The organism is Streptomyces sp. NPDC033229, assembly GCF_055576875.1.
Window position 1 is genome coordinate 1 of record NZ_JBVIQR010000030.1, and the last position, 21,895, is coordinate 21,895.

19 protein-coding genes and 1 tRNA gene are annotated in these 21,895 nt (G+C 68.9%); 9 read left to right on the plus strand and 11 right to left on the minus strand.

Going from position 1 to position 21,895, the window contains the following annotated elements; all coding sequences use genetic code 11:
- The first annotated feature begins 82 nt into the window (after positions 1 to 82).
- Both ACZ53N_RS24640 and ACZ53N_RS24645 read left to right on the plus strand, forming a co-directional pair.
- On the plus strand, positions 83 to 721 hold the full coding sequence (locus ACZ53N_RS24640) for a hypothetical protein (protein ID WP_469142959.1): 639 nt from the start codon (positions 83 to 85) through the stop codon (positions 719 to 721).
- Positions 722 to 1,005: 284 nt separating this feature from the next.
- Positions 1,006 to 1,124: transfer RNA gene (locus ACZ53N_RS24645), tRNA-Arg, on the plus strand.
- A gap of 540 nt (positions 1,125 to 1,664) precedes the next feature.
- On the opposite strand, the gene ACZ53N_RS24650 is transcribed toward ACZ53N_RS24645, so the two are convergent.
- From ACZ53N_RS24650 to ACZ53N_RS24680, 7 genes are all read right to left on the minus strand, one after another.
- Positions 1,665 to 2,489, minus strand: a complete 825-nt coding sequence (locus ACZ53N_RS24650) for an SLATT domain-containing protein (RefSeq protein WP_469142960.1) — start codon at positions 2,487 to 2,489, stop codon at positions 1,665 to 1,667.
- 666 nt (positions 2,490 to 3,155) lie between these two features.
- Positions 3,156 to 3,470, minus strand: a complete 315-nt coding sequence (locus tag ACZ53N_RS24655; RefSeq protein WP_469142961.1) for a MazG-like family protein — start codon at positions 3,468 to 3,470, stop codon at positions 3,156 to 3,158.
- 34 nt (positions 3,471 to 3,504) lie between these two features.
- On the minus strand, positions 3,505 to 4,146 hold the full coding sequence (tmk, locus tag ACZ53N_RS24660; RefSeq protein ID WP_469142962.1) for a dTMP kinase: 642 nt from the start codon (positions 4,144 to 4,146) through the stop codon (positions 3,505 to 3,507).
- Positions 4,143 to 5,516 carry a B12-binding domain-containing radical SAM protein gene (locus ACZ53N_RS24665; RefSeq protein ID WP_469142963.1) on the minus strand — a complete coding sequence of 458 codons (1,374 nt, stop codon included), beginning with the start codon at positions 5,514 to 5,516 and terminating at the stop codon, positions 4,143 to 4,145. The genes tmk and ACZ53N_RS24665 overlap by 4 nt, the downstream gene beginning before the upstream one ends.
- Positions 5,517 to 5,601: 85 nt before the next feature.
- Entirely contained in the window at positions 5,602 to 6,222 is a 621-nt protein-coding gene (locus ACZ53N_RS24670) for a DNA glycosylase family protein (RefSeq protein WP_469142964.1), read from the minus strand.
- A gap of 653 nt (positions 6,223 to 6,875) precedes the next feature.
- Entirely contained in the window at positions 6,876 to 7,415 is a 540-nt protein-coding gene (locus ACZ53N_RS24675; protein WP_469142965.1) for a hypothetical protein, read from the minus strand.
- Entirely contained in the window at positions 7,409 to 7,852 is a 444-nt protein-coding gene (locus ACZ53N_RS24680; protein WP_469142966.1) for an ATP-binding protein, read from the minus strand. The genes ACZ53N_RS24675 and ACZ53N_RS24680 overlap by 7 nt, the downstream gene beginning before the upstream one ends.
- A gap of 237 nt (positions 7,853 to 8,089) precedes the next feature.
- Here ACZ53N_RS24680 and ACZ53N_RS24685 point away from each other — a divergent pair, with 237 nt between their 5' ends.
- The 7 genes from ACZ53N_RS24685 to recQ all read left to right on the plus strand — a co-directional run bounded on the left by ACZ53N_RS24685 (position 8,090) and on the right by recQ (position 15,112).
- On the plus strand, positions 8,090 to 8,950 hold the full coding sequence (locus ACZ53N_RS24685) for a helix-turn-helix domain-containing protein (RefSeq protein ID WP_469142967.1): 861 nt from the start codon (positions 8,090 to 8,092) through the stop codon (positions 8,948 to 8,950).
- Positions 8,947 to 9,159 carry a DUF397 domain-containing protein gene (locus ACZ53N_RS24690; RefSeq protein WP_365205351.1) on the plus strand — a complete coding sequence of 71 codons (213 nt, stop codon included), beginning with the start codon at positions 8,947 to 8,949 and terminating at the stop codon, positions 9,157 to 9,159. Before ACZ53N_RS24685 ends, ACZ53N_RS24690 begins: the two co-directional genes overlap by 4 nt.
- A 100-nt stretch (positions 9,160 to 9,259) precedes the next feature.
- Entirely contained in the window at positions 9,260 to 9,649 is a 390-nt protein-coding gene (locus tag ACZ53N_RS24695) for an MmcQ/YjbR family DNA-binding protein (RefSeq protein WP_469142968.1), read from the plus strand.
- 61 nt (positions 9,650 to 9,710) lie between these two features.
- Complete coding sequence (locus ACZ53N_RS24700) at positions 9,711 to 9,950, plus strand: hypothetical protein (RefSeq protein WP_469142969.1); 240 nt, start codon at positions 9,711 to 9,713, stop codon at positions 9,948 to 9,950.
- A gap of 85 nt (positions 9,951 to 10,035) precedes the next feature.
- Complete coding sequence (locus ACZ53N_RS24705; protein WP_469142970.1) at positions 10,036 to 10,350, plus strand: 4a-hydroxytetrahydrobiopterin dehydratase; 315 nt, start codon at positions 10,036 to 10,038, stop codon at positions 10,348 to 10,350.
- A 214-nt stretch (positions 10,351 to 10,564) separates the two neighbouring features.
- Complete coding sequence (locus ACZ53N_RS24710; protein ID WP_469142971.1) at positions 10,565 to 12,634, plus strand: restriction endonuclease; 2,070 nt, start codon at positions 10,565 to 10,567, stop codon at positions 12,632 to 12,634.
- Positions 12,635 to 13,042: 408 nt separating this feature from the next.
- A complete protein-coding gene (gene recQ, locus ACZ53N_RS24715) occupies positions 13,043 to 15,112 on the plus strand; it encodes a DNA helicase RecQ (RefSeq protein WP_469142972.1) in 2,070 nt (689 codons plus the stop codon).
- Here recQ and ACZ53N_RS24720 read toward each other — a convergent pair.
- The 4 genes from ACZ53N_RS24720 to ACZ53N_RS24735 all read right to left on the minus strand — a co-directional run bounded on the left by ACZ53N_RS24720 (position 15,017) and on the right by ACZ53N_RS24735 (position 21,365).
- On the minus strand, positions 15,017 to 15,748 hold the full coding sequence (locus ACZ53N_RS24720; protein ID WP_469142973.1) for a class F sortase: 732 nt from the start codon (positions 15,746 to 15,748) through the stop codon (positions 15,017 to 15,019). The genes recQ and ACZ53N_RS24720 overlap by 96 nt on opposite strands.
- A 424-nt stretch (positions 15,749 to 16,172) precedes the next feature.
- Complete coding sequence (locus ACZ53N_RS24725) at positions 16,173 to 16,724, minus strand: hypothetical protein (RefSeq protein WP_469142974.1); 552 nt, start codon at positions 16,722 to 16,724, stop codon at positions 16,173 to 16,175.
- Between the two features lie 341 nt (positions 16,725 to 17,065).
- Entirely contained in the window at positions 17,066 to 18,934 is a 1,869-nt protein-coding gene (locus tag ACZ53N_RS24730) for an MFS transporter (protein WP_469142975.1), read from the minus strand.
- Positions 18,935 to 19,139: 205 nt separating this feature from the next.
- Positions 19,140 to 21,365 (minus strand): D-alanyl-D-alanine carboxypeptidase family protein, encoded by a 2,226-nt coding sequence (locus ACZ53N_RS24735; RefSeq protein WP_469142976.1) that lies wholly within the window; start codon positions 21,363 to 21,365, stop codon positions 19,140 to 19,142.
- Positions 21,366 to 21,895: the final 530 nt, after the last annotated feature.

Here is a 21,895-nt window from a genome sequence, read left to right on the forward strand (position 1 = left end):
GCCGCCGCGATCTGGCACAACCACAAGACCGGCCAGCCCGTCATACGCTCCTTGATCGCTTATGACCACTGATCACATCGGAATGACTCGTCTAGCAAACCTCTACGCTGCCACCGGCCAAAGATGGCTGGAAAAGCACGGCCCAGCCATCACCGCACACACCACCAACCCCGCCATGCCCCTCCAGTTCTCCACCCGAATGCGCACCGGCCGCGCCTACACCCACCCCACCCGCGGCCTCGTCCTCCACTGGGCCACCGCACAACTGCCCACCCCCTGCCTCCGCGAGCTCATCCACCGCACCCTCGGCCTCCACAGCGTCATCAGCAAGGACACCTACGAACAGCAGCTCCGCGCCCTGTGGCTCGGCCACCTCACCACCACCGAGGACAGCACCCCCGCTGACGCCTGCCGCGCGTGCAGCGCCCCTCGCAACACCTTCCACGCCGAGAACTGCACCACCGCCCGCTGCGCCCTCACCGGCCGGCAGCGCCGCGACTGCGGCCACGAAGGGCACGCGTGCAACACCATCTGGACCGGCCAGCACCCCGGCCTCACCGAGTGCGCCGAGTACGGCTTCTTCTGCCGCCGTACCCCAGACCTGAGATACGAGCCGTGCAACGCCGACGACCCGTTCGCCGAGCCCGACCTCACCCGCCTCTACCGCGAATGCATCTGGGACATCCCATCCCAGCGCATGATCCTTCCCGCCTCACCCTGATCAGGAACACGACGCCCAGGCAGGTCCGGCACTGAAGTCGGCCTGCGGCGTCATGCCCCGTCGAAGGCGTCTATCTCCTGCGCTCGGCTGGGCGGTCTGAGAAAGATCGCGAACCTAGAGCGGTGGTCATCGGTTCGTTTCCCTGCCTGGCCTGCGGCTTCTTGTGCGGGGCCTCGTGAGCGCCTGCATTCGCCCTGGTCGTGAGGGGGCGGTGGGGACAGGATGGGGACAGCAAGAACGCGAAGGATGTCGACGGATCTCTACGGATGCCGGGCTCGGGTTTGGGCCTTATGGCGTCTGACCTGGGGTTATGGGACTACGACCGCACAAAGTCGACGCGATCACGAAAGTTCTCACCGCTCTCCTAAAGCGGGTGTCGGCAGTTCGAATCTGCCCGGGGGCACATTGCCTGACCAGGCAAAACGCCTGACGAAAGCCCCCCGGACCAAGTCCGGGGGGCTTTGTCGTCCCCCAAGGGGGACGCACTCATGACAGCCTTCGCTCTCTCGGCGCACTACCTGGGCATTCCCCCAGCGCGGGGAGCAGGCTTCACCTGGGGAAGGCGGGAGATCACCGCAGGGTCCATCCCCGCAGGCGTGGGGAGAGACACCGCAGGTCAAGGTCGTCGGCGCTCCGGAGGCGTCCTGCGTGCCGCCGGAGAGGATGGCTGCCGTCTCGGCTGGAGGCCCACTACGACGATCGTGGGCGGACGACTCTTCGTGCTCGACGAGCGAGAGGTGACCGAGGAGATCGAGCAGGTTGCTCCAGATGCGGCTGCCGAGGCAATGGACCGGGCCTTCGCGGGGGCCACTGAACGCGCGGCTGGGCCTGTTCCAACGGGAGCTGGAAAGGGCTGCCCCGCCTCAGCCCGGAGGCAGGCCTTCCGGCTACGGCTCCTCAGCGCGGATCAGGCACACATCACGCTACTGGCGCCTCCTCCGTCCTAGACAACCTCTGCGCTCCCTTCGTGCGGCTGGTCGAGCTGCTGCTCGCGCTTGCGCTGCTCGACTCTCAGGAGTTCGACCTCCTTGGCGAGCATGGCCAGCCTGGTGTGCTCGTCAGGGTGGTCGTAGGGGTAAATACCCAACTCGAAAGCAGTAGCGTGGCGTTCGATGTCGTCCGACGTCTGCTGGAGGTAGAACGCCCGCTCGCGCCACTTGTAGTAACCAGTGAAACCGGCCGCTGCACCTACGGAGAATGTGATGCCCACAGCCCAGTACTTGAGGGGAGGCGGCGTGTCGGCAAGGGCAGAGACAGCGGTTGCACTCAGCGACCCGACGATGATGATGAATTGGGCAACGTTGTGCTTTCTTCGGTATCGCTTTCCGTCTTTTCGCAGACTTTCAAGCTCTGCCGGGATTGAATCCTTGTATGAGTATTGGCGGTCTGGGACTGGAAGTCCGAGGCGAGCGGCGTCCAAGAGACGCAGTTCTTCCGCCGCTTCCAATTCGATCTTTAGATCACGTGCCGTCTTTCTGTAGTTCCCCGTTGCGCGTTCTTCCATGGAACGGACCGCCCAGAAGGTCCCGGCACTGAGCACAAAGACGGGGATGGCAAGCTTGTTCGCGAGGGCGATAGCGGACCATCCGACGGCCACGTTCGCGACAACGAAAGCGAAGAGCAGGACGACGGCAAGAACTCCGGATACCCAGCGGGCGGCCGTCTGAATTGTCCTAATCCGTAAGGCGACCCGGATTTCAGCCATTACCTTCTTGTGCTCAATTAGGGCATGCACCCTGTCCACAGTGTCCTGCGGAGCGGCCTCCATCGTCCCTAACCTTTCTCTCCGTGGGCGTTCAACTGCTGGGGACGGATGAGGCATAAGACTCTGCCTGCGGCTCGCCGATGCATCCGCCACTACGTCGCCAGGCAGGGCGCCGGAATCCCCTTCGCGCTGTACGCGACGAGCGCTTCGCTGGGCTGCAATGACGAGGAATGCTCCACCGGCGACACCGGCAAGCATGACCAAGGAGCCCACGCCGACAGCAGCGAGGAGCGGATAGGCGCCGTCCAAGACCTTCCCCGTTGATTCGCGATCACGCCGTCAGCTTCGTTGGCCGACCTGCAACGATCCCAACAACATAACGAACGCAAAGGGTAGTTGATGCCCGTTGCCGAGGAAGCTTGGATGCGGGATCCAGCCATGAGCGGCGAGATCTCTTCGGGACTGGAGTGCGCAAGCACTCGCCGTGAATGTGAGGGCACACGGGCGGAGCGCCCCAGCAGCACGATCCCCCCGCCTCGCCTGAATGACTCCCACGGAGATACTGCTGCCCCGCAGGTCAGCACTCTGAAGCGCGCGGATCGGGGCATCGAAGAGCGCCACCGACGCGGTGATGCCTCGATCTGAGATGGCAGACCCTGGACATCGGAGCGGCCCGACTTGTGATGGGCATCACAGGCCAGGCCGCCCGATCGGGAATGGGCACGCGGACTAACGGTTCAGAGACCGCTCAGCGACGCAGGCGAGCCGCTCTCCAAACACCTTCGCAGCGTCCGGCGTGATCGTCTTGAGCGCGACCATGCCTGTGAGAATCACGTCGCACAGTTCCGATTGCACGTCGTCCCACGTGTGGCTGTTGCCCTTACGGGGGTTGGAGCCGATGACGCCGTGGATCGCCTCGGCGACCTCGCCGGCCTCTTCGCTGATCTTCAGTACGCGAAGCAGGCGCGCCACTTCCGGCGACACAGTGCTTTCTGCGTCGAGCCAATCGACGAGCTGCTCGACGGTGTCCCAGGTCTCTTGCACGGTGGCGCTCCGGGGTTCTCTTCGGGGGATGCGATCAAGTGCGTTTGGTCAGGCTGACAGTGACGCTACCGGGGGATGCCCGCACTGCGGCGGCGATCCCGGCGGCTGCGTCCGACGGGGTGATCCCTGAGGTGTTGACGACCAGTACGGGCACCCCCATCCCCCGCAGTGTTTGTACGGCACGTTCGTAAAGCTCGACCTCGCGAGCCGGCGCCTCGGGATCTCGCTCGAACCGGTGGTGCGCCCCGCGAGCCGTGAGCCGGTGCGTGATCGTCTGCGGAGTGGCGGTGAGGATCACAGAGAGGTCGGGCAGCAGGATCTCGGCGTTCAGATCGAGCAGGAAGCGTTCCGGTACGCCGTCAAGGCGCTGCAAGACGAGTGTGGAAGCAAGGTAGCGGTCGCACAGGACAACTTCTCCACGGTCGATGTGCGGGCGTATCTCGGTGCGGATGTGCTCGTACCGGTCGGCGGCGACGAGGCAGGCGAGGGCACGCCCATGGATCTGGTCCGCGTTGGCCCGGGTAAAACGGCCGAGCGCGCTGTTCGACGGTTCCGTTGTGGTGTGGACCAGGTTGCCGCGTTGGCGTAGCAGGTCGGCGAGTGTGGCGAGCATGGTGGACTTCCCGACGCCTCCAGGGCCGTCGAGGCTGATGAGCCGACCGGTCTGTTGCGTCATGCCGAACCCTCCTTCCGGTGCGTGCGGGCATGTTGCTCGCGGGCGAGGCCGGCGAGGGTGGACCGAAGCACGGGCAGGGGAACGTCGCCGAATTGGATGCCGACTGAGAAGTTGAACTCATCGCGGTCGCGGAGGGACTCGTCGGCGCCTTGGTCGGTGAAGTCGACGTCGGCGTACGCAAGCAGGGCGTCGGGCGCGTAACCAGCGGCAGTGAGCTGCTGCCATACGGGCGTACCGGGGTAGGGCCGGAACTCGAAGACGGAAGCCCGGAACATACCCGGCAAGGTGTCGCCGAGGCTCCATAAGTTGTGGATGTGGCGAACGGTCGCGTTGAGGTCAGCAAGCCGTTCGCCGGGGTATCCGAGGATGAAGTATCCCTTGACACCGATGCCGCGTTGAAGGAGTCGGCGGGTGACGGTCTCAGTCATCTCGGCCGTGATGCGCTTGTCCATGGCCTTCAGCATGCGATTGCTGCCGGATTCGATACCGAGGGCGACTTCACGTAAGCCGTTGCGGGCGAGAGCGTCGAGCAGGTCATCGTCGGCGCGGTGCAGCACGTTAATGCGACCGGTTGCGTCCCAGACATACCGCTCGCCGATCCTGTGGGCGGTGAAAGCCCGCATGGTGGGGCGGATGACGCGGGCGGCGCCGAGAAACAGGTCGTCGACGAACCGGAAGGCTGTCGCGCCGTGGTCGGTGTGCAGGCGGTGCAGCTCTTCGACGATGTTCTCGGGCGTCCGGATGCGGATGGTGATGTCGGGGTTCGCGGAGACGGCGGCGCCGCAGAACCCGCAGTCGTACGGGCAGCCACGCGAACCGACAACGTTCGCCTCGGTCCGGCCGTCGTCGGCCCGGTAGGGGTCCTGCGTGAGATACACCCGGTCGACGAACGGCAGCTCGTTGATGTCGGGAGCGAGCCAGGGCGCGGCGTCCCTGCCGTGGGCGATGCCGGCGGCTGTGGTGCCGAGCAGTCGGTCTCGCCACATGACCCCGGGAAGCTCTGCGCGGCGGCTCACGTCGTCGAGCAAGGCGGCGACGCGGGTTTCCCCCTCACCCAGTACCAAGGCGCTCGTGCGGGCCAGGCGCGGGTCGGCGAGGATGCGCTGCGGCATCGCCTTGGCATGGTGTCCGCCGACCATGAGGGCGATGTTCTGGTCGAGGCCTTCCGCAATGCGCGCCGATAGTTCGTACGTGGGGGCGAGCAGGTTCATTCCGACCCAACGGGGCCGGGCGCGGTTGACGATGGCGAGGGCCTGGCTGACGCCGAGCCCATGGGCCTCGGCGTCGAGCACGCCTACGTTGTGCCCAGCACGGGCGGCATAGGTGGCGATGTACGCGAGGCCCAGCACGGGCAGGGTGTAGTCGTTCACCCGGGGACGCAGGGAGTAGTCCCGTAACGGGGCGTTGACGAACAGGGCGTCGAGGGGTCGGGAGGGGTCGGCGCCGGTGATCAGGTCAGGCGTGGTCTGCTGGTGCTCCGTCGTGCTCGGCTGTGCGGGCATGAATCCCCCAAGCGAGTGTGAAAAGCGTCAGGGCGTGGAGCTGTGCGCGGTCGGGCGCGAACCGCTGCCAGGCAGCAGCGAATGAACGGGCGTCATCAGGTAGGGATGCGTCTGGTGCTGCGCGTCGGGCCCAAGTCCGTACGGCGAGGTCGCCGTGCGGATACACGGAAAAGTCGCCGGTGAAGTCGGCGGCGGCGGCCGAGGCAGTCCATGGGCCCACGCGAGGGATGTCGTCGAGCGCCTTGACGAGGTCGTCGGCGTCGAGCGCACACCAGGCGTCGGCGTTCAGCAGGTACGCCGCAGCTGCGGCCTGCAAGGTGGTGCGGTGGAAGGCGGCGCCAATCTGACGGAACGCATCATCGGGCAGGCCGAGCACCACCTCGGGGGCAGGGGCGAACGCAACGGGGCCGCTAGGGGTGTCGAGCGTGCCGTAGGCGGTGCACCATCGGCGGTAGAGCGCGCGGGCCTGTGCGGCTCGTACAACCTGCCGCAAAATGGCGGTGGTGATTGCGTCCCACAAGGACGGGTTCGGCAGGCGCACAACGGCACCGAGGCCGAACAGAGCGCTCTGCAAGGGAGCGGGCAACGTCTTGGGTAGCTGTCCATCCGAAGTCCGGTCGACGCGAGGAGGAGCGCCCGTTGCTTCGCCTAGGGAGTCCAGTTCGAGGACGGCCCCAGCCCAACGGACGGACCATGGCTTGCCGTGAACCAGCACGGCACGAGCCATGGGCCCGCAGTCGGAAACTGCCCACGCCGGGTGATCAGTGATGAGCGTAGCCACGAGATTCCTCTGTTCCTCTGCACAGTGATGGCCCAGGAAGTTAGGGGCACGGCGGCTTCGCTGAGCTACACAGTGTGTCTCGGAATTGACCGGACCACCCTACGGATCCAGGAACGCCCGAGCTCCCAGAATCAGGAACCAGACGGCGCCCACGAGGAGAATAAGCGCTGCCAGCAGTGCACCCACATCGGTGCTCCTCGTGACAGGTCGGACCGGCAATGGCTGAGCACTCGGCCTCGGCGCTGGTTGGATGCGAGGTCCGTGCAGACAGGCGGCCTGCCTGCCCCTGTCCGCGACTCGCGTCATCTCATGGCCGCCCGTCTGCTGGGTACGACACACGGAACAGAGTGCCGCCGGACCCGAGGTATGAGGAAGGGATACGAGTCGGCCGCCCGTGGGCGTCGGCAGCACGGCTTGCTCCCGCAGATTCAATTCCTTCCATTTCCTCACCGCAGGCACGCCTCTTTTCTGGTCTCCGCCATCGTCGCGGCGTAGGCGAAGCGCAAATCATCCGCGCTGGTCAGCGCATACTCAGCGCTCGGGGCGACAACCCATGACTTCGCCCGCTGAATCCGCGGGGAAGTAAAGGAAGGGTGCGGAACGCCGATGAGATCCCCGGACTTGAGTACGGATACTCGCGGAGTGGTCCAGGCGTCTGCCGAGTCGATCGGCACGAAGACCTCGACGCTGATGCCGGTGTGCAGCACCGGTCCGACCGGAACGCGGCCCAAAAGGCCCATCACGGCCCGCCACCCGTCCGCCGCCGGGAGACGGACGACGTCCCACGCTCGCCCTACGGGAAGATGGGCGAGCTCGCCCACCCCCCAGGCGGGCAGTACTTCCTCCACCTTGGCGCCACTCTTGACGAACCAGCCGAGGCAGAGGTACCGGTCGTCGGACCCGCCCGCGACGTTGATCAGGTCAGTCCGGCGCACCAAGTGGGGTGAGCGGCTCAGAGACAGAGCCGCACCATCGACGGTCACCATGCCAGCACCGCCCAGACGATCTTCCCGAACGGTCTGTCGTCGACGCCCCAGCCGGTGGCGAGCTCGTCGACGATGAACAGGCCGCGTCCCCGCTGCCTCTCAGTGGACGCCGGCTTGAAGTATGGCCGTCGACGGCTGGGGTCGTGCACCTCGATACGCACCCTGTCAGGCGTGGCACCGACGGCCACGGCGAGGCTGTCCTCGGGCTCGGTGCCGTAGCGGACGCTATTGGTGACGAGCTCGGATACGACGAGTTGGACGTCGCTCATCCGACTAGGGGTGATGCCGGGCGCCTCGCGCCCGATGACCTCACGGACGTAGCCCCGGGCCGCCGCAGCCGACTCCGGAGTACTCGGGAACTTGACCTGCTGGAGTGCCGCACCCGCAGGGGGTTGACCTTGAGGCGGGTGCAACGGGCAAGACTGCGTGATCACCATGCAAATCCCCTCATGGACAGTGCTGACCAGCGCCGAATATCGTCACGGCAGTGATCGCACGGTGACTTTTCGTGACCCTAGAGTGCTTCCCAACTCCCTATGGCGCAAGCCGTCTCACGAACGAATGAGAATTTGCATCCTCTGGCGAGAGTGATGGCGAACAAGTGATCAGCACGCATGACACGGACGGCGGATAGGCGGCAGACTGGCCGTCAGAAGGCAATGACGGAGGGGCACGTGAGCACACCAACAGTGCGTCGGCGCAGGCTGGGGGCGAAACTGCGCGCGCTCCGAGATGCCTTGGGGCTCACCCTGGAAGACGTCGCGGAGAAGTCGGCGGGCAGGATCACCGTCGCCAAGTTGTCCCGACTGGAGACGGCGCGCAGCGCGGCAAAGTCCGGCGACGTCGAGATGCTACTCAGCCTGTACGAGGTTGACGACGGCGAACTTCGGGCTGCGTTGCTCGCCTTGGCGGCCGAGGGGGCGCGTCGCGGATGGTGGCAGTCGTACCGCGATGTTCTGTCACCGGTGCACGAGGATCTGATCTCTTTGGAAGCCGATGCCACGTCCGTGCGGTCGTGGCAGATGGGCGCGATCCCCGGCCTGCTCCAGACCGCCGACTACGCTCGCGAGATCATCGCGAGTACGGCGATGTCGGCTGCGGTCATGGAGAGAGCGGACGCATTGGTCGAGGTCCGGCTTGCGCGTCAGGCCGTCCTCACCTCGCGCGAACGACCGCTCGACCTTCAGGTGATCATCGCCGAGAGTGCACTTCGCACGCGATGCATGAGCGAGGACGTGATGCACGATCAGCTCACGCGCTTGCTCACCCTGGGCCGCCGACCCAACATCAACATCCAGGTGATGCCAGCGGGTTCCCCTCTCCACGCGGGGCAGATGGGATCGTTCTGGATCCTCGGTTTCGACGGCCACTCCGACCTCGACGTCGTCCACATCGAAAGCCTCACGTCAGCTCTTTACATCGAGGACGGCGAGCAGGTAGGCGTCTATCAAGGCGCCTTCGAACGTTTGCGCGCTGCCGCGCTCCCGGTCGAGGAGTCCGCAGATCGCATCGCAGAGATAAGGAAGACGACATGAGTCGTATAGACGATGCCTCGACTCTCCAGGTCAGATGGTGGAAGTCGCAGGCATCAGGCGCAGTGTCCGAGTGCGTCGAGTTCGGCATAGTGGACGAGGAGGTCGTCGCGGTGCGGGACAGCAAGAATCCGACGGGACCGGCCCTCCTCCTGAGCTACGGGCAGGTGCGTGGTCTCGTCACGGCGATCCGCACCGGCAGATTCAGATAACAGCGCGGGGCGTTCCGCTCGCTGCGTGGCGGAACGCAACCCGCCCGAGGTCAGGAACGCGCCGCCGCACCCCGCGACACAGCACCGGCATACTGACCCCATGACCCCGGACGAGCTCAGGGCGACGTGCCTGAACCTGAACGGCACGACGGCGGAATACCCCTTCCCGCGCCACCCCGAGGTCTGCACCTTCAAGGTCGGCGGCAAGATCTTCGCCCTGACGACGCTCACCGCTTCCCCACTGACCGTGAGCCTCAAATGCGACCCGGAACTCGCGGTGCGGCTCCGAGAGGCTCACCCGGAGATCGTTCCGGGCTACCACCTGAACAAGCGGCACTGGAACACAGTGACGCTGGAGGGCGGGTCGCTGCCGGACCTCTTCGTACGGGAAATGATCGAGGACTCCTACGACCTCATCGTCGCCGCCCTGCCCCGGGCGACACGGCTGGTGCTGGACTGGCCGGGAGAGCGGACCGAGCAGTCGGAGTAGCCTGGAATCACCGGCACCCACGCGCCCGGAGGCCGGTCCCTGCCCAAGGGATGTGAGAACCATGACGATCGTCATCAGCTTGGCCGTGATCGTCCTGATGGCCGCCGTAGTGGTCTTCGCGATCTACGCCCTGGAGGCCCGCCGCGACGAGCGCATCGTCGACTTCAAGTTCAGCAACGCCGTCCCCAACCTCCACGAGCGGCATGCGGACGAGGTCGACCACCCGGACCGCGTCCACGCCGCCCACCGGCATCACGGGCTCCACCTGCACGGCCCGTGGGGCGGCGGCCGACACGCGTAGCAAGCCACCGGGCTCGGACTATTGCGGTTCCGCCAGCCCTCGTATCGTCGACGAGTACTGACGTCTGTGACGAGTAGGGAATGACGTGGCGGAGGCAATCGTCCCACTGACGGACGCGGAGATCACGGAGCACCTACGGGAGCTTCCTGGCTGGCAGCGGTCGGGCGATGAGATCACCCGCACCTTCGGCATCCGCTATCACGGGGGCGTGGCGCTGATCGTGCACGTCGCTGACATCGAGCGGCTGATCGGCCACCACGCGGACATCGACCTCCGCTGGGACCACGTCCGCTTCGGCATCACCACCCATGACGCGGGCCACCGGCTCACTGTCGCGGACTTCGACCTGGCGGGGCGCATCGACGCAATCACGGCGGCCCACGGGGCGCGGCCCCTCTGAACGTCCGCACGGGGTGCTGTCGACCGCGCCCCGTGCTGCCAGTGCGTGGTCCTCCCGCACGAGCGCTCACCTGCCGCCGGGAACCGCATGCTCTCGCCAACCTGATGATCGCACCGCCCCAAACCGACTAAAGTCGGATCTCATTACCGCTGGTTGTGGGGCCAGTACGCGGTTCCGGGACGTCCCGCGTCCCGAGGGGAGGGCATGTTTCCGTATGAGTCGTCGCTCCAATGGACTGATCGGCGTCTGGGCCGAGGCGCAGCGGCAGCAGCAGCGGCAGGTGGAGGCTCGGCATCGGGCGGAGGTGCAGGAGCAGCGGCGGTTGGAGCGGGAGCGGCGGGCTTATGAGCGGGAGTCGGCTCGGCTCGACCGGGAGCAGCGGGCCGCCTATCGGCAGGCCCGGGAGGCCGAGGCGCGGCGGCGGACCGAGGAGATCGAGGCCCGGGTCGAGGAGCTGACCGGGCTGCTCGTGGTGGGGTGCCGGGCGCCGGGGTTCACCACGGGGGCGCTCGCGCGGGCGGAGCAGGTGGAGGCGTTCGCCCCCGGGCATCTCGCGCAGCCCGTGCCGATGCCGGATCCGGCGCAGTACCGGTTCGCACGGGCCGAGTTCGAGCGGGACTGGCACGCGGCGCAGGCCGCCGAGGCGCAGCGGCAGCAGCAGTTGGCCGCGTACCGGCGGCAGTACGACGCGTGGGCCGTGGCGCAGCTCGCGGAGATCCGGCGGTACAACGCCGGCATCGCGGAGATGGCGTCCGCGCTGCGCGAGGGGGATCCGGACGCGGTCGTCGAGTACTTCTCGGCGGCGCTGTACGCCTCGACCGCCTGGCCGGAGGACTTCCCGCATCAGCTGTCGGCGTCGTACGACCCGGGCGCCCGGCAGTTGGTGCTGAACTGGGAGCTGCCCGGGTTCGACATCGTGCCGGAGACGAAGTCGGTGCGGTACATGGTCAACGCGGACCAGGAGAAGGAGGTCGCCCGGCCGGTCACCCAGCGGCGGGCGCTGTACCGGGACGTGCTCGCGCAGTGTGTGCTGCTGGCGTTGCGTGATCTGTTCGCGGCGGACGAGTTCGGGGCGCTGGAGTCCGTGGCACTGAACGGGTTCGTCGACGAGCACGACCCGGTCACCGGGCGGCTCGCCCAGATCTTCCTCGCCGCCGTCACCGTCCCCCGTTCCGTTTTCGGACAGCTGCATCTGGAGCAGGTGAGCGCCGTCGACTGCCTCACCGAAGGGCTCGGCGGGTTGCTGTCGGCCCGTCCCGACCAGTTGGCGGCCGTCCGGCCGGGGCGGCTGCCCGACGAGGTCGGGCGGGGGGTCGTCTCGCACGGTGGTGGCGACGATCCGGATCTGTTCGCGATGGATCCGGTGGAGTTCGAGGGGCTGGTGGCCGAGCTGTTCCGGGCCCGGGGGATGCGTGCGGTCATGACGCAGCGTTCCAATGACGGTGGTGTCGACGTCGAGGCACTGGATCCGGATCCCATCAGCGGCGGGCGGATCATCGTGCAGGTCAAGCGGTACCGCAAGACCGTGCCGCCGACCGCCGTCCGTGATCTGTACGGGACCGTCCAGGGCGCGGGTGCCAACAAGGGTGTCCTCGTGACCACCTCGAAGTTCGGCCCCGGCTCGTACGCCTTCGCCAATGGCAAGCCGCTGACGCTGGTGTCCGGGGAGGAGCTGGTGGAGCTGCTCCGGCAGCACGGGCTGCGCGGGCGGCTGGGCGGAGAAAGCGGGGGAGGTACCCGCGCGACCGCATCCGCCGTGCCCGACGCCGACACCGACACCGACACCGAGTCCGCCGACGGTGATTACAACGTGCTGGGCATGTCCTGGTCCGGCGGTGTCGTTCTGGACGTGTGCGCCCTCGTCTGCCACGGCACGCGTGTGCTCAGCGACGAGCACTTCGTCTTCTACAACAACCCGCGCACCCCCGACGGCTCCGTTCGCGCCGTACCCGCACCGGCTGCCGACAAGGCCGCCGTGCGGGTCACCTTCGACGCCCTGCCGCAGGGCGCCGACCGGCTCGTCCTCGTCGCCGCGATAGACCCGGAGGCCAATCCGCAGGCGGATCTGTCGGGGTTCACCGACGCCCGTATCCGGCTGTCGGACGCCTCGGGTGCCGAGCTGGGCCGGCTGGAGGTGTCCGACGGGCGGCCCGGCGAGACCGCTCTCGTCCTCGGTTCCTTCCGCAGGCGGGCGAGCGGCGACTGGGACTTCGTCATCGGGGGGCGGGGGTACGCGGGCGGGCTGGAGGCGCTGGTGCAGGAGTACGGGATAGAGGTCGCCTAGGGCCTGTCCGACGGGCCTTCGGCTGCGAGCCGTCGTTGCCCCTCTCGTCTGACCGGCGGGCCTTCGGCTGCCGGCCACTGTGCCGCCTCTCGCCTGACCGGCGGCCCTTCGACTGCCGGCCGCTGTGTCGCCTGCGGCGGCGAGCGCCCTGCGGGCGCGTCCTCAATCTCCCCCAGCTACCGCTGGGAGGTGCCCCCGGACGGGCTCGATATCAGCCCGTCCGGCGATTGAGGACACCGCCGCGCAGCGGTGATGCGTCCCCATGACCCGCCGAACAGGCCTCAGCCGCCAGGCGCCGCCGTGCTTCGCGTCACTCCTGCCGGCCTCTTCCCTGTCCTGACCTGCCCCAAAATGGCCGATCATGATCGACCGCCCTGCGGTGTCGGTGGATCCTCGTAGACTGCCCGAATGGCCGATCCCGCTGAGCCCACCGCGCCCGCCGACACCACTGTCACCGCCCAGATCAAGGACGAGAGCACGGGCGATTCCGATGCCCTGCGCGTCCTGCGGCGCGTCTTCGGCTACGACGCCTTCCGCGGGGATCAGCAGGAGATCATCGAGCACGTCGTCGGCGGCGGTGACGCGCTGGTCCTGATGCCGACCGGTGGCGGCAAGTCGCTCTGCTACCAGATCCCGGCCCTCGTCCGGCCCGGCGTCGGCATCGTCATCTCGCCGCTGATCGCGCTTATGCAGGACCAGGTCGACGCGTTGCGCGCGCTCGGTGTGCGGGCCGGGTTCCTCAACTCCACGCAGGACATGGACGAGCGGCGGATGGTCGAGGCCGAGTTCCTCGCCGGGGAGCTGGATCTGCTCTACCTCGCGCCGGAGCGGCTCCGCGTGGATGCCACCCTGCGGCTGCTGGACCGGGGCAAGATCTCCCTCTTCGCCATCGACGAGGCGCACTGTGTGGCGCAGTGGGGCCACGACTTCCGGCCCGACTACCTCGCGCTGTCCGCGCTGCACGAGCGCTGGCCGGACGTGCCGCGGATCGCGCTGACCGCGACCGCCACCGAGGCCACCCACGGCGAGATCGCGGGGCGGCTGAGCCTGCAGGGCGCCCGGCACTTCGTCGCCAGCTTCGACCGGCCCAACATCCAGTACCGCATCGCGCCGAAGAACGACCCGAAGCGGCAGCTGCTGGAGCTGCTGCGCACCGAGCACGACGGTGACGCCGGCGTCGTCTACTGCCTGTCGCGCAAGGGCGTCGAGGACACGGCCGCCTTCCTCGCGCAGAACGGCGTCGACGCCGTGCCGTACCACGCGGGTCTCGACGCGCGCACCCGTGCCGCCAACCAGTCGCGCTTCCTGCGCGAGGACGGTGTGGTCGTGGTCGCAACGATCGCGTTCGGCATGGGCATCGACAAGCCCGACGTGCGGTTCGTGGCCCACCTCGATCTGCCGAAGTCCGTCGAGGGCTACTACCAGGAGACCGGCCGTGCCGGGCGTGACGGTCTGCCCTCCACCGCCTGGCTGGCCTACGGCCTCCAGGACGTCGTCCAGCAGCGCAAGATGATCGACGGCTCGGAGGGCGACGACGCCCACCGCCGCAAGCTCGGGGCGCACCTCGACGCCATGCTCGCGCTGTGCGAGACGGTCGAGTGCCGACGGGTCCGGCTGCTCGCGTACTTCGGCCAGCAGAGCACCGCGTGCGGCAACTGCGACACCTGCCTCACGCCCCCGACCACCTGGGACGGCACGGTCGCCGCCCAGAAGTTCCTCTCGGCCGTGCTGCGGCTGGCCCGGGAGCGGCGGCAGAAGTTCGGCGCGGGGCAGATCATCGACATCCTGCTCGGCAAGAAGACCGCCAAGGTCATCCAGCACGACCACGACGGGCTCACCGTCTTCGGCATCGGTACCGAGCTGAGCGTCGCGGAGTGGCGGGGCGTGGTGCGGCAGCTGCTGGCGCAGGGGCTGCTGGCCGTCGAGGGCGACTACGGCACGCTCGTGCTCACCGACGCCAGTGCCGAGGTGCTGGGCAAGCAGCGCCAGGTGCTGCTGCGCCGCGAGCCGGAGAAGCCGGGCCGGGCGGCGAAGAGCGCGTCGAAGAGCGGCTCGGGCAAGCGCGCCGCGCCCGTCGATCTGCCCGAGGCGGCCGTGCCGGTCTTCGAGGCGCTGCGCGCCTGGCGCGCGGCCACCGCGAAGGAGCAGGGCGTCCCCGCGTACGTGATCTTCCACGACGCGACGCTGCGCGAGATCGCGACCCTGATGCCCGATTCCCTCGACAAGCTCGGCACGGTGGGCGGTGTCGGCGAGAACAAGCTCGTGAAGTACGGCCAGCCGATCCTCGACGTCCTCGCGGGCCTGGCATCGGGCCAGTCGGGTCACTCGGGCCAGGGACAGGACCAGGGCCAGAGTCAGAGCCAGCCGAGCCGGCCCGCGCAGTCAGCGCCGAGGCCCGACTCGGCCTTCGGGCCGGACTCCGAGTTCGGTCCCGAGCCCGACTTCGGGCCCGAACCCGAGCCTGAGATCGACTGGTGAACCGGGCGCCCGGAAGAGGCTCCCGCCCCCGAACCAGGTCTTCACGCCCGTGAGATGGGCGAAGACGACGACGTTGCCGAGGTAGGACCCGGTCTCCTCGGAGAAGCCGCCACCACAGGTGATCAGCCGCAACTCCGCCCGCGCGGACGCCCCGTACACCTTCTCCGACGGGAACTCCGTGCGGTCGTAGACCTCGATCGCGTCCGTCGTGAAGACGGCCGTACGACCGTCCGCGCGCCGCACCTCGATCGTGTTGCCCTTCTTGAGGGCGCCGAGGCCGTAGAAGACGGCGGGTCCGGCGGCCGTGTCGACGTGCCCGGCGACGATCGCGGTGCCGACCGCGCCGGGCTGGGTGCCGGCGGCGTACCAGCCGGTGAGGTTCCTGTTGTCGGCCGGGGGGCTGTCGAGGGTGCCGTCCGGCAGCAGGCCCAGCGGCTTGACGGGGGCGTCGACGCGGATCTCGGGAATGCGGACGCTGATGGGGGGCGAGGGAGGCAGCGGCGCGACGGACGACGCGTTGCGACCGCCGTCGGTCCGGAGCGCCTGCGCCTTCGAGGGCTGCGGCGGCGGCGCGCCGGACTCCGTGCCGCGCTCGATCAGCCAGGTCCCGACGCACAGCGCGACCGCTGCCACCACGGCGACCACGGTCCTGTGCCGGGAAACGCGCCGCAGTCGCGGCGGCCCGGACGGGGCGGTCAGGCCATCCGGATCTGGCGGGGCAGACGGGGCCGGCGGGCCAGCCGGCCCGGCAGAGTCGGCCGCCGAGTCGGCCAAAACAGACTGACGGCCCTGGGCCGCCCGGCCAACCCGGCCGACCGAGTCCTCCCGGCCGGCCAGGCCGACCGCGCGGCGCCGCGCCGCCTGGCGCTGGTGCTCCCGGCGCCGCTGGTACTTCTTGCGCTTGTGTCGCGTCCGAGGCATCCGGGTCCTCCACCGCGGCGGAACGGGGCGATCTCAGGGCGGGCACCGGGCCCCGGCCGTGCCCGGCCCCCGGACGCCGTGCGTACGTCCGGGGAACCGGGGGCGGACTCGGCCGCCCGGGGGACGGAGGCGGCTCGCGTCAGACGCGGTCGCCGCTCTCGCGGCGGCGCAGGTACCAGGAGCCGCCGAGCGCGGCGGCGGTCAGGACGCCCGCGCCGGCCGCGATCTCGGCTGTGCCCGAGCCGCTCTCGCTCGCGCCGCCGACACCGGTCTTCATGCCGCCCTTGGGCGGCTTGGCGGGGCTGGAGGCGGACGGGGCCGGGGATGTCGCCGAGCCCTTGGTGACGACCAGGTCGCCCGTGGCCTCCCGGCCGTTCTTGCAGGTGACGCCGATGCCGTAGGTGCCGGGCTTGGCGCTCATCGGGACCTTGAACTGCCCGACCACGACTTCCTTGTGCGTGCCCGTCTTGAGCTGGAACGACGCCGGGCCGCCGACGGCGCTGGCATCACCCGTGCCCGCACCGTCGCGGCCACAGGCGGAGGTGCTCACCGTGACCGTCGCACCGGGCTGGACGCTGCCCGGCGAGACCTCCAGCTTCTCGAACGTGCCGGCGGCGAGCGCGGGAGCGCCCGCGAGAGCGACGGCGGCTATGGACAGGGCGGTCCCGGTGAACACTCGTGCTGTACGCATGCTCGTTCCTCCGCGAGCGCGGCCGCGGCACACCGATGTGCCGCATGTAGTCGGGGTTCCACGCTCCTCAAACCGAGCGAAACGGCGTTTCGCCCCGCCTGCACCCTGACGTCACATCAGAAAGACCGCCCGGGGCACGGCGGGTGGGCCCGCCCCCACACATAAGAGCTGGTCACGGGCGGCGATGGCGTGATTACCGAACGTACGTGCCCGAAAATGGCGAACGGGTGAACCTCTCCTCGGTTCACCCGCTCGCGCATCAGGCGGCCTACTTCACGCTCCAGCCGACCTACGTCACGCTTCGATCGGCCTGCGCCACACTTCGACCGGCCTCCTGCTGCTTACTTCACCAGGTCGTCCGGGCAGCCCGTGCCGCGCGGCAGCTTGTACGGGGCCGCGATCCGGTACGTACCGGCGTGCGGCGCGTGCAGGACCGTCCAGTTGTCCTCCGGCTCGTCCTCGCCCGCCTTCTCGGGGTGCTTGGTCAGACAGCCGTTGACGTTGACCGGCGGCTCGCCCTTCGGGCCGATCCGCGGCGGCTGGACGGTCTTGCCGTCCTCGTCGATCAGGGCCAGCCAGGGTGAGTACGGAATGCGGATGAGAACCCGGCCCGCGTTGTTCACGGTGACCGTCATCCCGTCCGCGTCCGTGCGCGCCACCATCGCCGGGGGTTCGGCGATGGGCTTCGGGTCCTGCACCTCGTACAGCCGCCAGTGATCGTCGGACCACACCTTCCGCAGATACGGCAGTCCCCCGGCGACCAGCTTGGCCTCGTCGACCGCCGCGTGGTCCGGCTCGTCGATGGGCAGCACCACGTGGCGCACCGCCCAGCGGTCGAGCCAGGCGCGGTAGGTGGTGGCGTTCAGCCTGCTGGGCGTGTCGTAGAAGAGGGGGTTGCGCTTCATGTCGGCCTGGCGGTTCCAGCCGCGTGCCAGGTTCACGTACGGAGAGAGGGCCGACGCCTCGCGGTGGCTGCGCGCGGGCACGACCTCGACCCGGCCGCGCTCGGCCTCGACCCGCTGCAGCCTGTCCACCAGCGGTGCCACCTCGCGGGCCCAGGACGCGGCGGGGGTGGTGTGCACGATGTCGCTGATGGAGTTGGTGGACTGCCAGGCAGTGATCGTCACGACCGCGAGGACCACCGCGGTCCACATGCGGCCCACGGTCAGCAGCTGGGACCGGGACGGCCTCTTCAGCTCCGGCAGCGCGGCGATCAGCACCACACCGCCGAAGACCATGCCGAGCCGGGAGATGTTGGTTCCGATCTGGGAGGGGATCAGCCAGACCAGCACCACACCCAGCACATACAGGGCCGAGACGATCCGCACCGTGCGCCACTGCTTGGGCGCGAAGACCCACCCGAAGACGCCGCTGAGCAGCGGCAGGATCGCCGAGGTGAACTCCATCGGCTGCTGGCCGGAGAACGGGAACAGCCATGCCGACAGCGCGACGACCACGACGGGGGTCACCCCCAGCGCGTACGCCGCCGGGCGGCGGCCGCTCAGGAAGAGCGCGGCGGCCACTATGCCCACGAACAGGCCCGCCACCGGGCTCGACGCCGTCGCCAGCCCCGCCAGCAGGCCCGCGAGCGCGGCCCGCCCCCAGCGGTACTTGCCCTCGCTGCGCCAGCGCACCGGCCACGCGAAGATGACGGCGACGGCCGCCAGGCCGAACATCATGCCGAGCCCGAAGGTCACACGCCCCGAGATCGCGTTGCAGGTCAGCGCGAAGGTGCCGTACATCGCCGGCCACAGCGGGTGACGGACGGAGCGGCTGCGCACCAGCAGCATCGCGATCAGCCCCGCCGAGAGCGTGCCCGCGATCATCATCGTCGAGCGCACACCGAGCAGCGCCATCAGATACGGCGAGATGACGCTGTACGAGACGGGGTGCATACCGCCGTACCACGCCAGGTTGTACGCCGAGTCGGGGTGCTGGAGGGCGAACTCCGCCCACGCGTCCTGCGCCGCGAGGTCGCCGCCGCTGTTCGCGAACAGCCAGAACCACATCACGTGCAGCACGGCGGCGACGATCAGCGTCGTCGCCACGGGACGCGTCAGAGCCCGCCGGCCCACCCTGCGCCACCAGGGCGCGGGCGGGCGGGTGGCGTCGGCGCCCTGCTCCGCTTTCCCTATCCGGGACGGGACGCCATCGCCTCTGTCGTCCGGATCCTGCGGCTTGTCGGCACGCGCCGGCCCCACGGTGGTCACTGCGGTTCTCCCCGTCTTCCCCCGACGTCTTCCCTTCGGTCGGGCCGTGCCATACGTCAACCTTCGCGACGCTAACACGCCGTCGCGACGGGCCCTGAACGATGAAACGGCTCCCGGCCCGTACGCACTCGTACGGGCCAGGAGCCGCGCCACCCGTCACGGCCGGGTCCGGCGGACGGACCCGGCCGTGTCACATCCGTTCCGCTCAGCCGAGGCGGGTCAGCTTCGACCCGAACGACGGCTCCGCCAGGTCCTTCTTCAGCGTCACCGGCACCCGGACCTGACCCGGCCCGCTGCCTACGGTCAGCTGTCCGACCTCGGTCCCGGCCTTCGCCGAGTGCGGGAGCTTACGGCCGGCGTCGTTGAGCGCGAGGCCCACGGTGAGGCCGGACCAGCCGACAGCCGTGACGTCCTTCGTCGCGACGACCGGCGTCGTACCGCCGAGGCCGTCGTCCACCCGGCCGACGACATCGCCCTTCTTGACTACCTTGTGGTCCCTCAGCTCGCCCTGCGCCGCGATGAGCACCTTCTTGCTGACCGCGTTGACCGTGTCGATGATCGGGGCCTTGTGCTGCCCGAGCACCGCGGCGACGATCAGCTGCGTCGTCCCGCCGATCTCCTTCTGGCCGGCGAAGAGCAGGTTGCCGCCCGCCTTCGTGGTGCTGCCGGTCTTGATGCCGATCGCGCCGTCGAAGGGGACGAGGGTGTTGTAGTTCCGGTGGGTCGTGCCGGAGGGGTCCTTCCACGAGGGCAGCTTGGTGATCGCCACCAGGGCGGGGATCTCCATCGCCTTCTTGCCCAGCTTCACCTGGTCCTCGGCGGTGCTGACCGTGGTCTCCATGAGGCCACTCGCGTCGGTGTAGGTGGTGTTCTTCATCCCGAGTTCCTTGGCGGTGACGTTCATCTTCTTGATGAACGCCTCCTCGGACTGGGAGTCCCACCGGGCGAGCAGTCGCGCGATGTTGTTCGCCGACGGGATCATGACGGCGGACAGGGCGTCCCGCAGGGAGATCTTTTGGCCGGGCTTCACGGTGTTCAGCACCGATTCGCCCTCCGACTCCTTGCCCGCGTCGGACACGGCCTTGGAGTCGATGTCGATCATCGGGCCGTTCTCGCCCTGCTTCAGCGGGTGGTTCTTGAGCACCATGTACGCGGTCATGGTCTTGGCCACACTGCCGATCGGCACGGGCTTCTGCTCGCCGAACGAACCCATCGTGCCGAGCCCCGACACCTCGACGTAGCCCTGGCCCTCGGTGGGCCACGGCAGCGACGGCTTGGCGCCGTCGAAGGCGTAGCTCTTGCTCGCCGTCAGCTTCAGCGTCGGGTCCGGCAGCGGGCGGAACGCCTGCACGGCACAGAAGATGATCAGCAGCAGCGCCACCAGCGGCGTCCAGATCTTCACCCGGCGCACGGCGGTGCGGACGGGCGTCTCCGGCGGCGGCGGGGTGTTGGTCAGCTGCGCGAGCAGGTCCAGCGGCGCGGCCGGGGCCGCCGGCTCCGCACCCGCGGCGGACTGCGGGGGCAGTGGCGTCTGCTTCGTCCGCTCGGCCTCGGCGGGCGCCTTCGGCACACCGGTCGGCGGGGTGACGCTGACCGGTATGGCGGGCTTCGCGGGGGCGGCGGGGGTGTCGGACTTCAGCGGTACGAACTGGCTCGTGCGCTCCGAGTCCGAGTCCGCGGTGTCCTTGGGCCGCGTACTGCCCGGGGCCGGGGCCTTGCCCGAGGCCTTGCCCGAGGCCGGGGCCTTGCCCGAGGCCGGGGCGGCAGGGGCCTTGAGCAGGGCGGTCGGCTGGTCGGCCGGCTTGTCGGCTCCCTTGTCGGCCGCGCTGCCGGACGGCTTGTCGACTGCCGGGTCCGCCGACTTCTTCGCCGGGGCCCCGGCGGGCTTCGCGGCGCCGTTCTTCGGCTTCACGGCACCGAAGACGGCGGTCGGCTGGTCGGCCGGCTTGTCGGCTGCGCTGCCCGACGGCTTGTCGGACGGCTTCTTCGCCGGGGCCTCGGCGGGCTTGGCCGTGCCGTTCTTCGGCTTCACCACGCCGAACGCGGCGGTCGGCCGGTCCACGGGCTTCCCGGTGGGAGCGTCTGCCGCCTTCGCCTCCTCGCCGGACTTCTCGGCGGGCTTGCCGGCGGGCTTCGCGGCAGGCTTGTCGTCAGAGGTGGCCGCTGCCTCGGCGTCGGACTTCTCGGTGGGCTTGTGGGTGGACTTCGCGGACTCCCGGGGCTTTCCGGGCTCCACGCCGTCGCTCCCGTCGGTGTCGTCGGCGTTCGCCACCCACGCGGCGACGGCGGCCTTCAGACGGTCGTCCCCGGCGGGGACCTCGCCGGGGGCCTCGGCGGGCGCCTTCACCTTGGGCTTCGCCCCGGGCTTCACCTCGGACTTGTCCCCAGGCTTGTCCCCGGACTTCGCCTCGGACTTCGTGTCGGACTCCACCCCGGAATCAGCCGAGGGCTTTGCAATCGCATTGACTACCCGACCCTTGGCCGGGGCCGCGCCGGAACCCGATGCCGTCGCCGGCTTCGCAGATGCCACCGGCTCGGAACCGGAAGCTGAGGACTCCGAGGGCTTCGGGGACTCCGAACGCTTCGGGGACTCCGAGGAAGAGGTCTTGACCGTCGCTTCTCGGAAAACTCCGAGCCTCGGGTCGCGTTCGCCGCCAGTCGTCTCCCCCGACGACTTCCGCTGCTCCGACTTGTCGGGGGACTCGCCCGCCACCGATGCCTCCTCGAATTCCCACGTCATACGCCGAGGCGGAGAACCCAGTACCCCGCTGCCCGAACTTTCCCAACGTCTACCAGTGTCCTGTGCCGCAGAAGCGCAACCGCACCGTCACAGGGCTTCGCCCGGCTTCATCCACGTGCTAGACGAGACGACATACCTACCGGTTCCCACCCGAAGCCACCACGCACTCTCGACAGACCAATGTGAGAGGGGTCACCCTGTCACTCATCCACGCGGGGAGG

Bases quoted from the DNA above. Each gene is read 5' to 3' on its own strand.
- ACZ53N_RS24640 (WP_469142959.1), top strand. From the start codon at position 83: ATGACTCGTCTAGCAAACCTCTACGCTGCCACCGGCCAAAGATGGCTG.
- ACZ53N_RS24650 (WP_469142960.1), bottom strand. From the start codon at position 2,489: ATGGAGGCCGCTCCGCAGGACACTGTGGACAGGGTGCATGCCCTAATT.
- tmk (WP_469142962.1), bottom strand. From the start codon at position 4,146: ATGACGCAACAGACCGGTCGGCTCATCAGCCTCGACGGCCCTGGAGGC.
- ACZ53N_RS24675 (WP_469142965.1), bottom strand. From the start codon at position 7,415: ATGGTGACCGTCGATGGTGCGGCTCTGTCTCTGAGCCGCTCACCCCAC.
- ACZ53N_RS24680 (WP_469142966.1), bottom strand. From the start codon at position 7,852: ATGGTGATCACGCAGTCTTGCCCGTTGCACCCGCCTCAAGGTCAACCC.
- ACZ53N_RS24690 (WP_365205351.1), top strand. From the start codon at position 8,947: ATGAGTCGTATAGACGATGCCTCGACTCTCCAGGTCAGATGGTGGAAG.
- ACZ53N_RS24695 (WP_469142968.1), top strand. From the start codon at position 9,260: ATGACCCCGGACGAGCTCAGGGCGACGTGCCTGAACCTGAACGGCACG.
- ACZ53N_RS24700 (WP_469142969.1), top strand. From the start codon at position 9,711: ATGACGATCGTCATCAGCTTGGCCGTGATCGTCCTGATGGCCGCCGTA.
- ACZ53N_RS24710 (WP_469142971.1), top strand. From the start codon at position 10,565: ATGAGTCGTCGCTCCAATGGACTGATCGGCGTCTGGGCCGAGGCGCAG.
- recQ (WP_469142972.1), top strand. From the start codon at position 13,043: ATGGCCGATCCCGCTGAGCCCACCGCGCCCGCCGACACCACTGTCACC.
- ACZ53N_RS24725 (WP_469142974.1), bottom strand. From the start codon at position 16,724: ATGCGTACAGCACGAGTGTTCACCGGGACCGCCCTGTCCATAGCCGCC.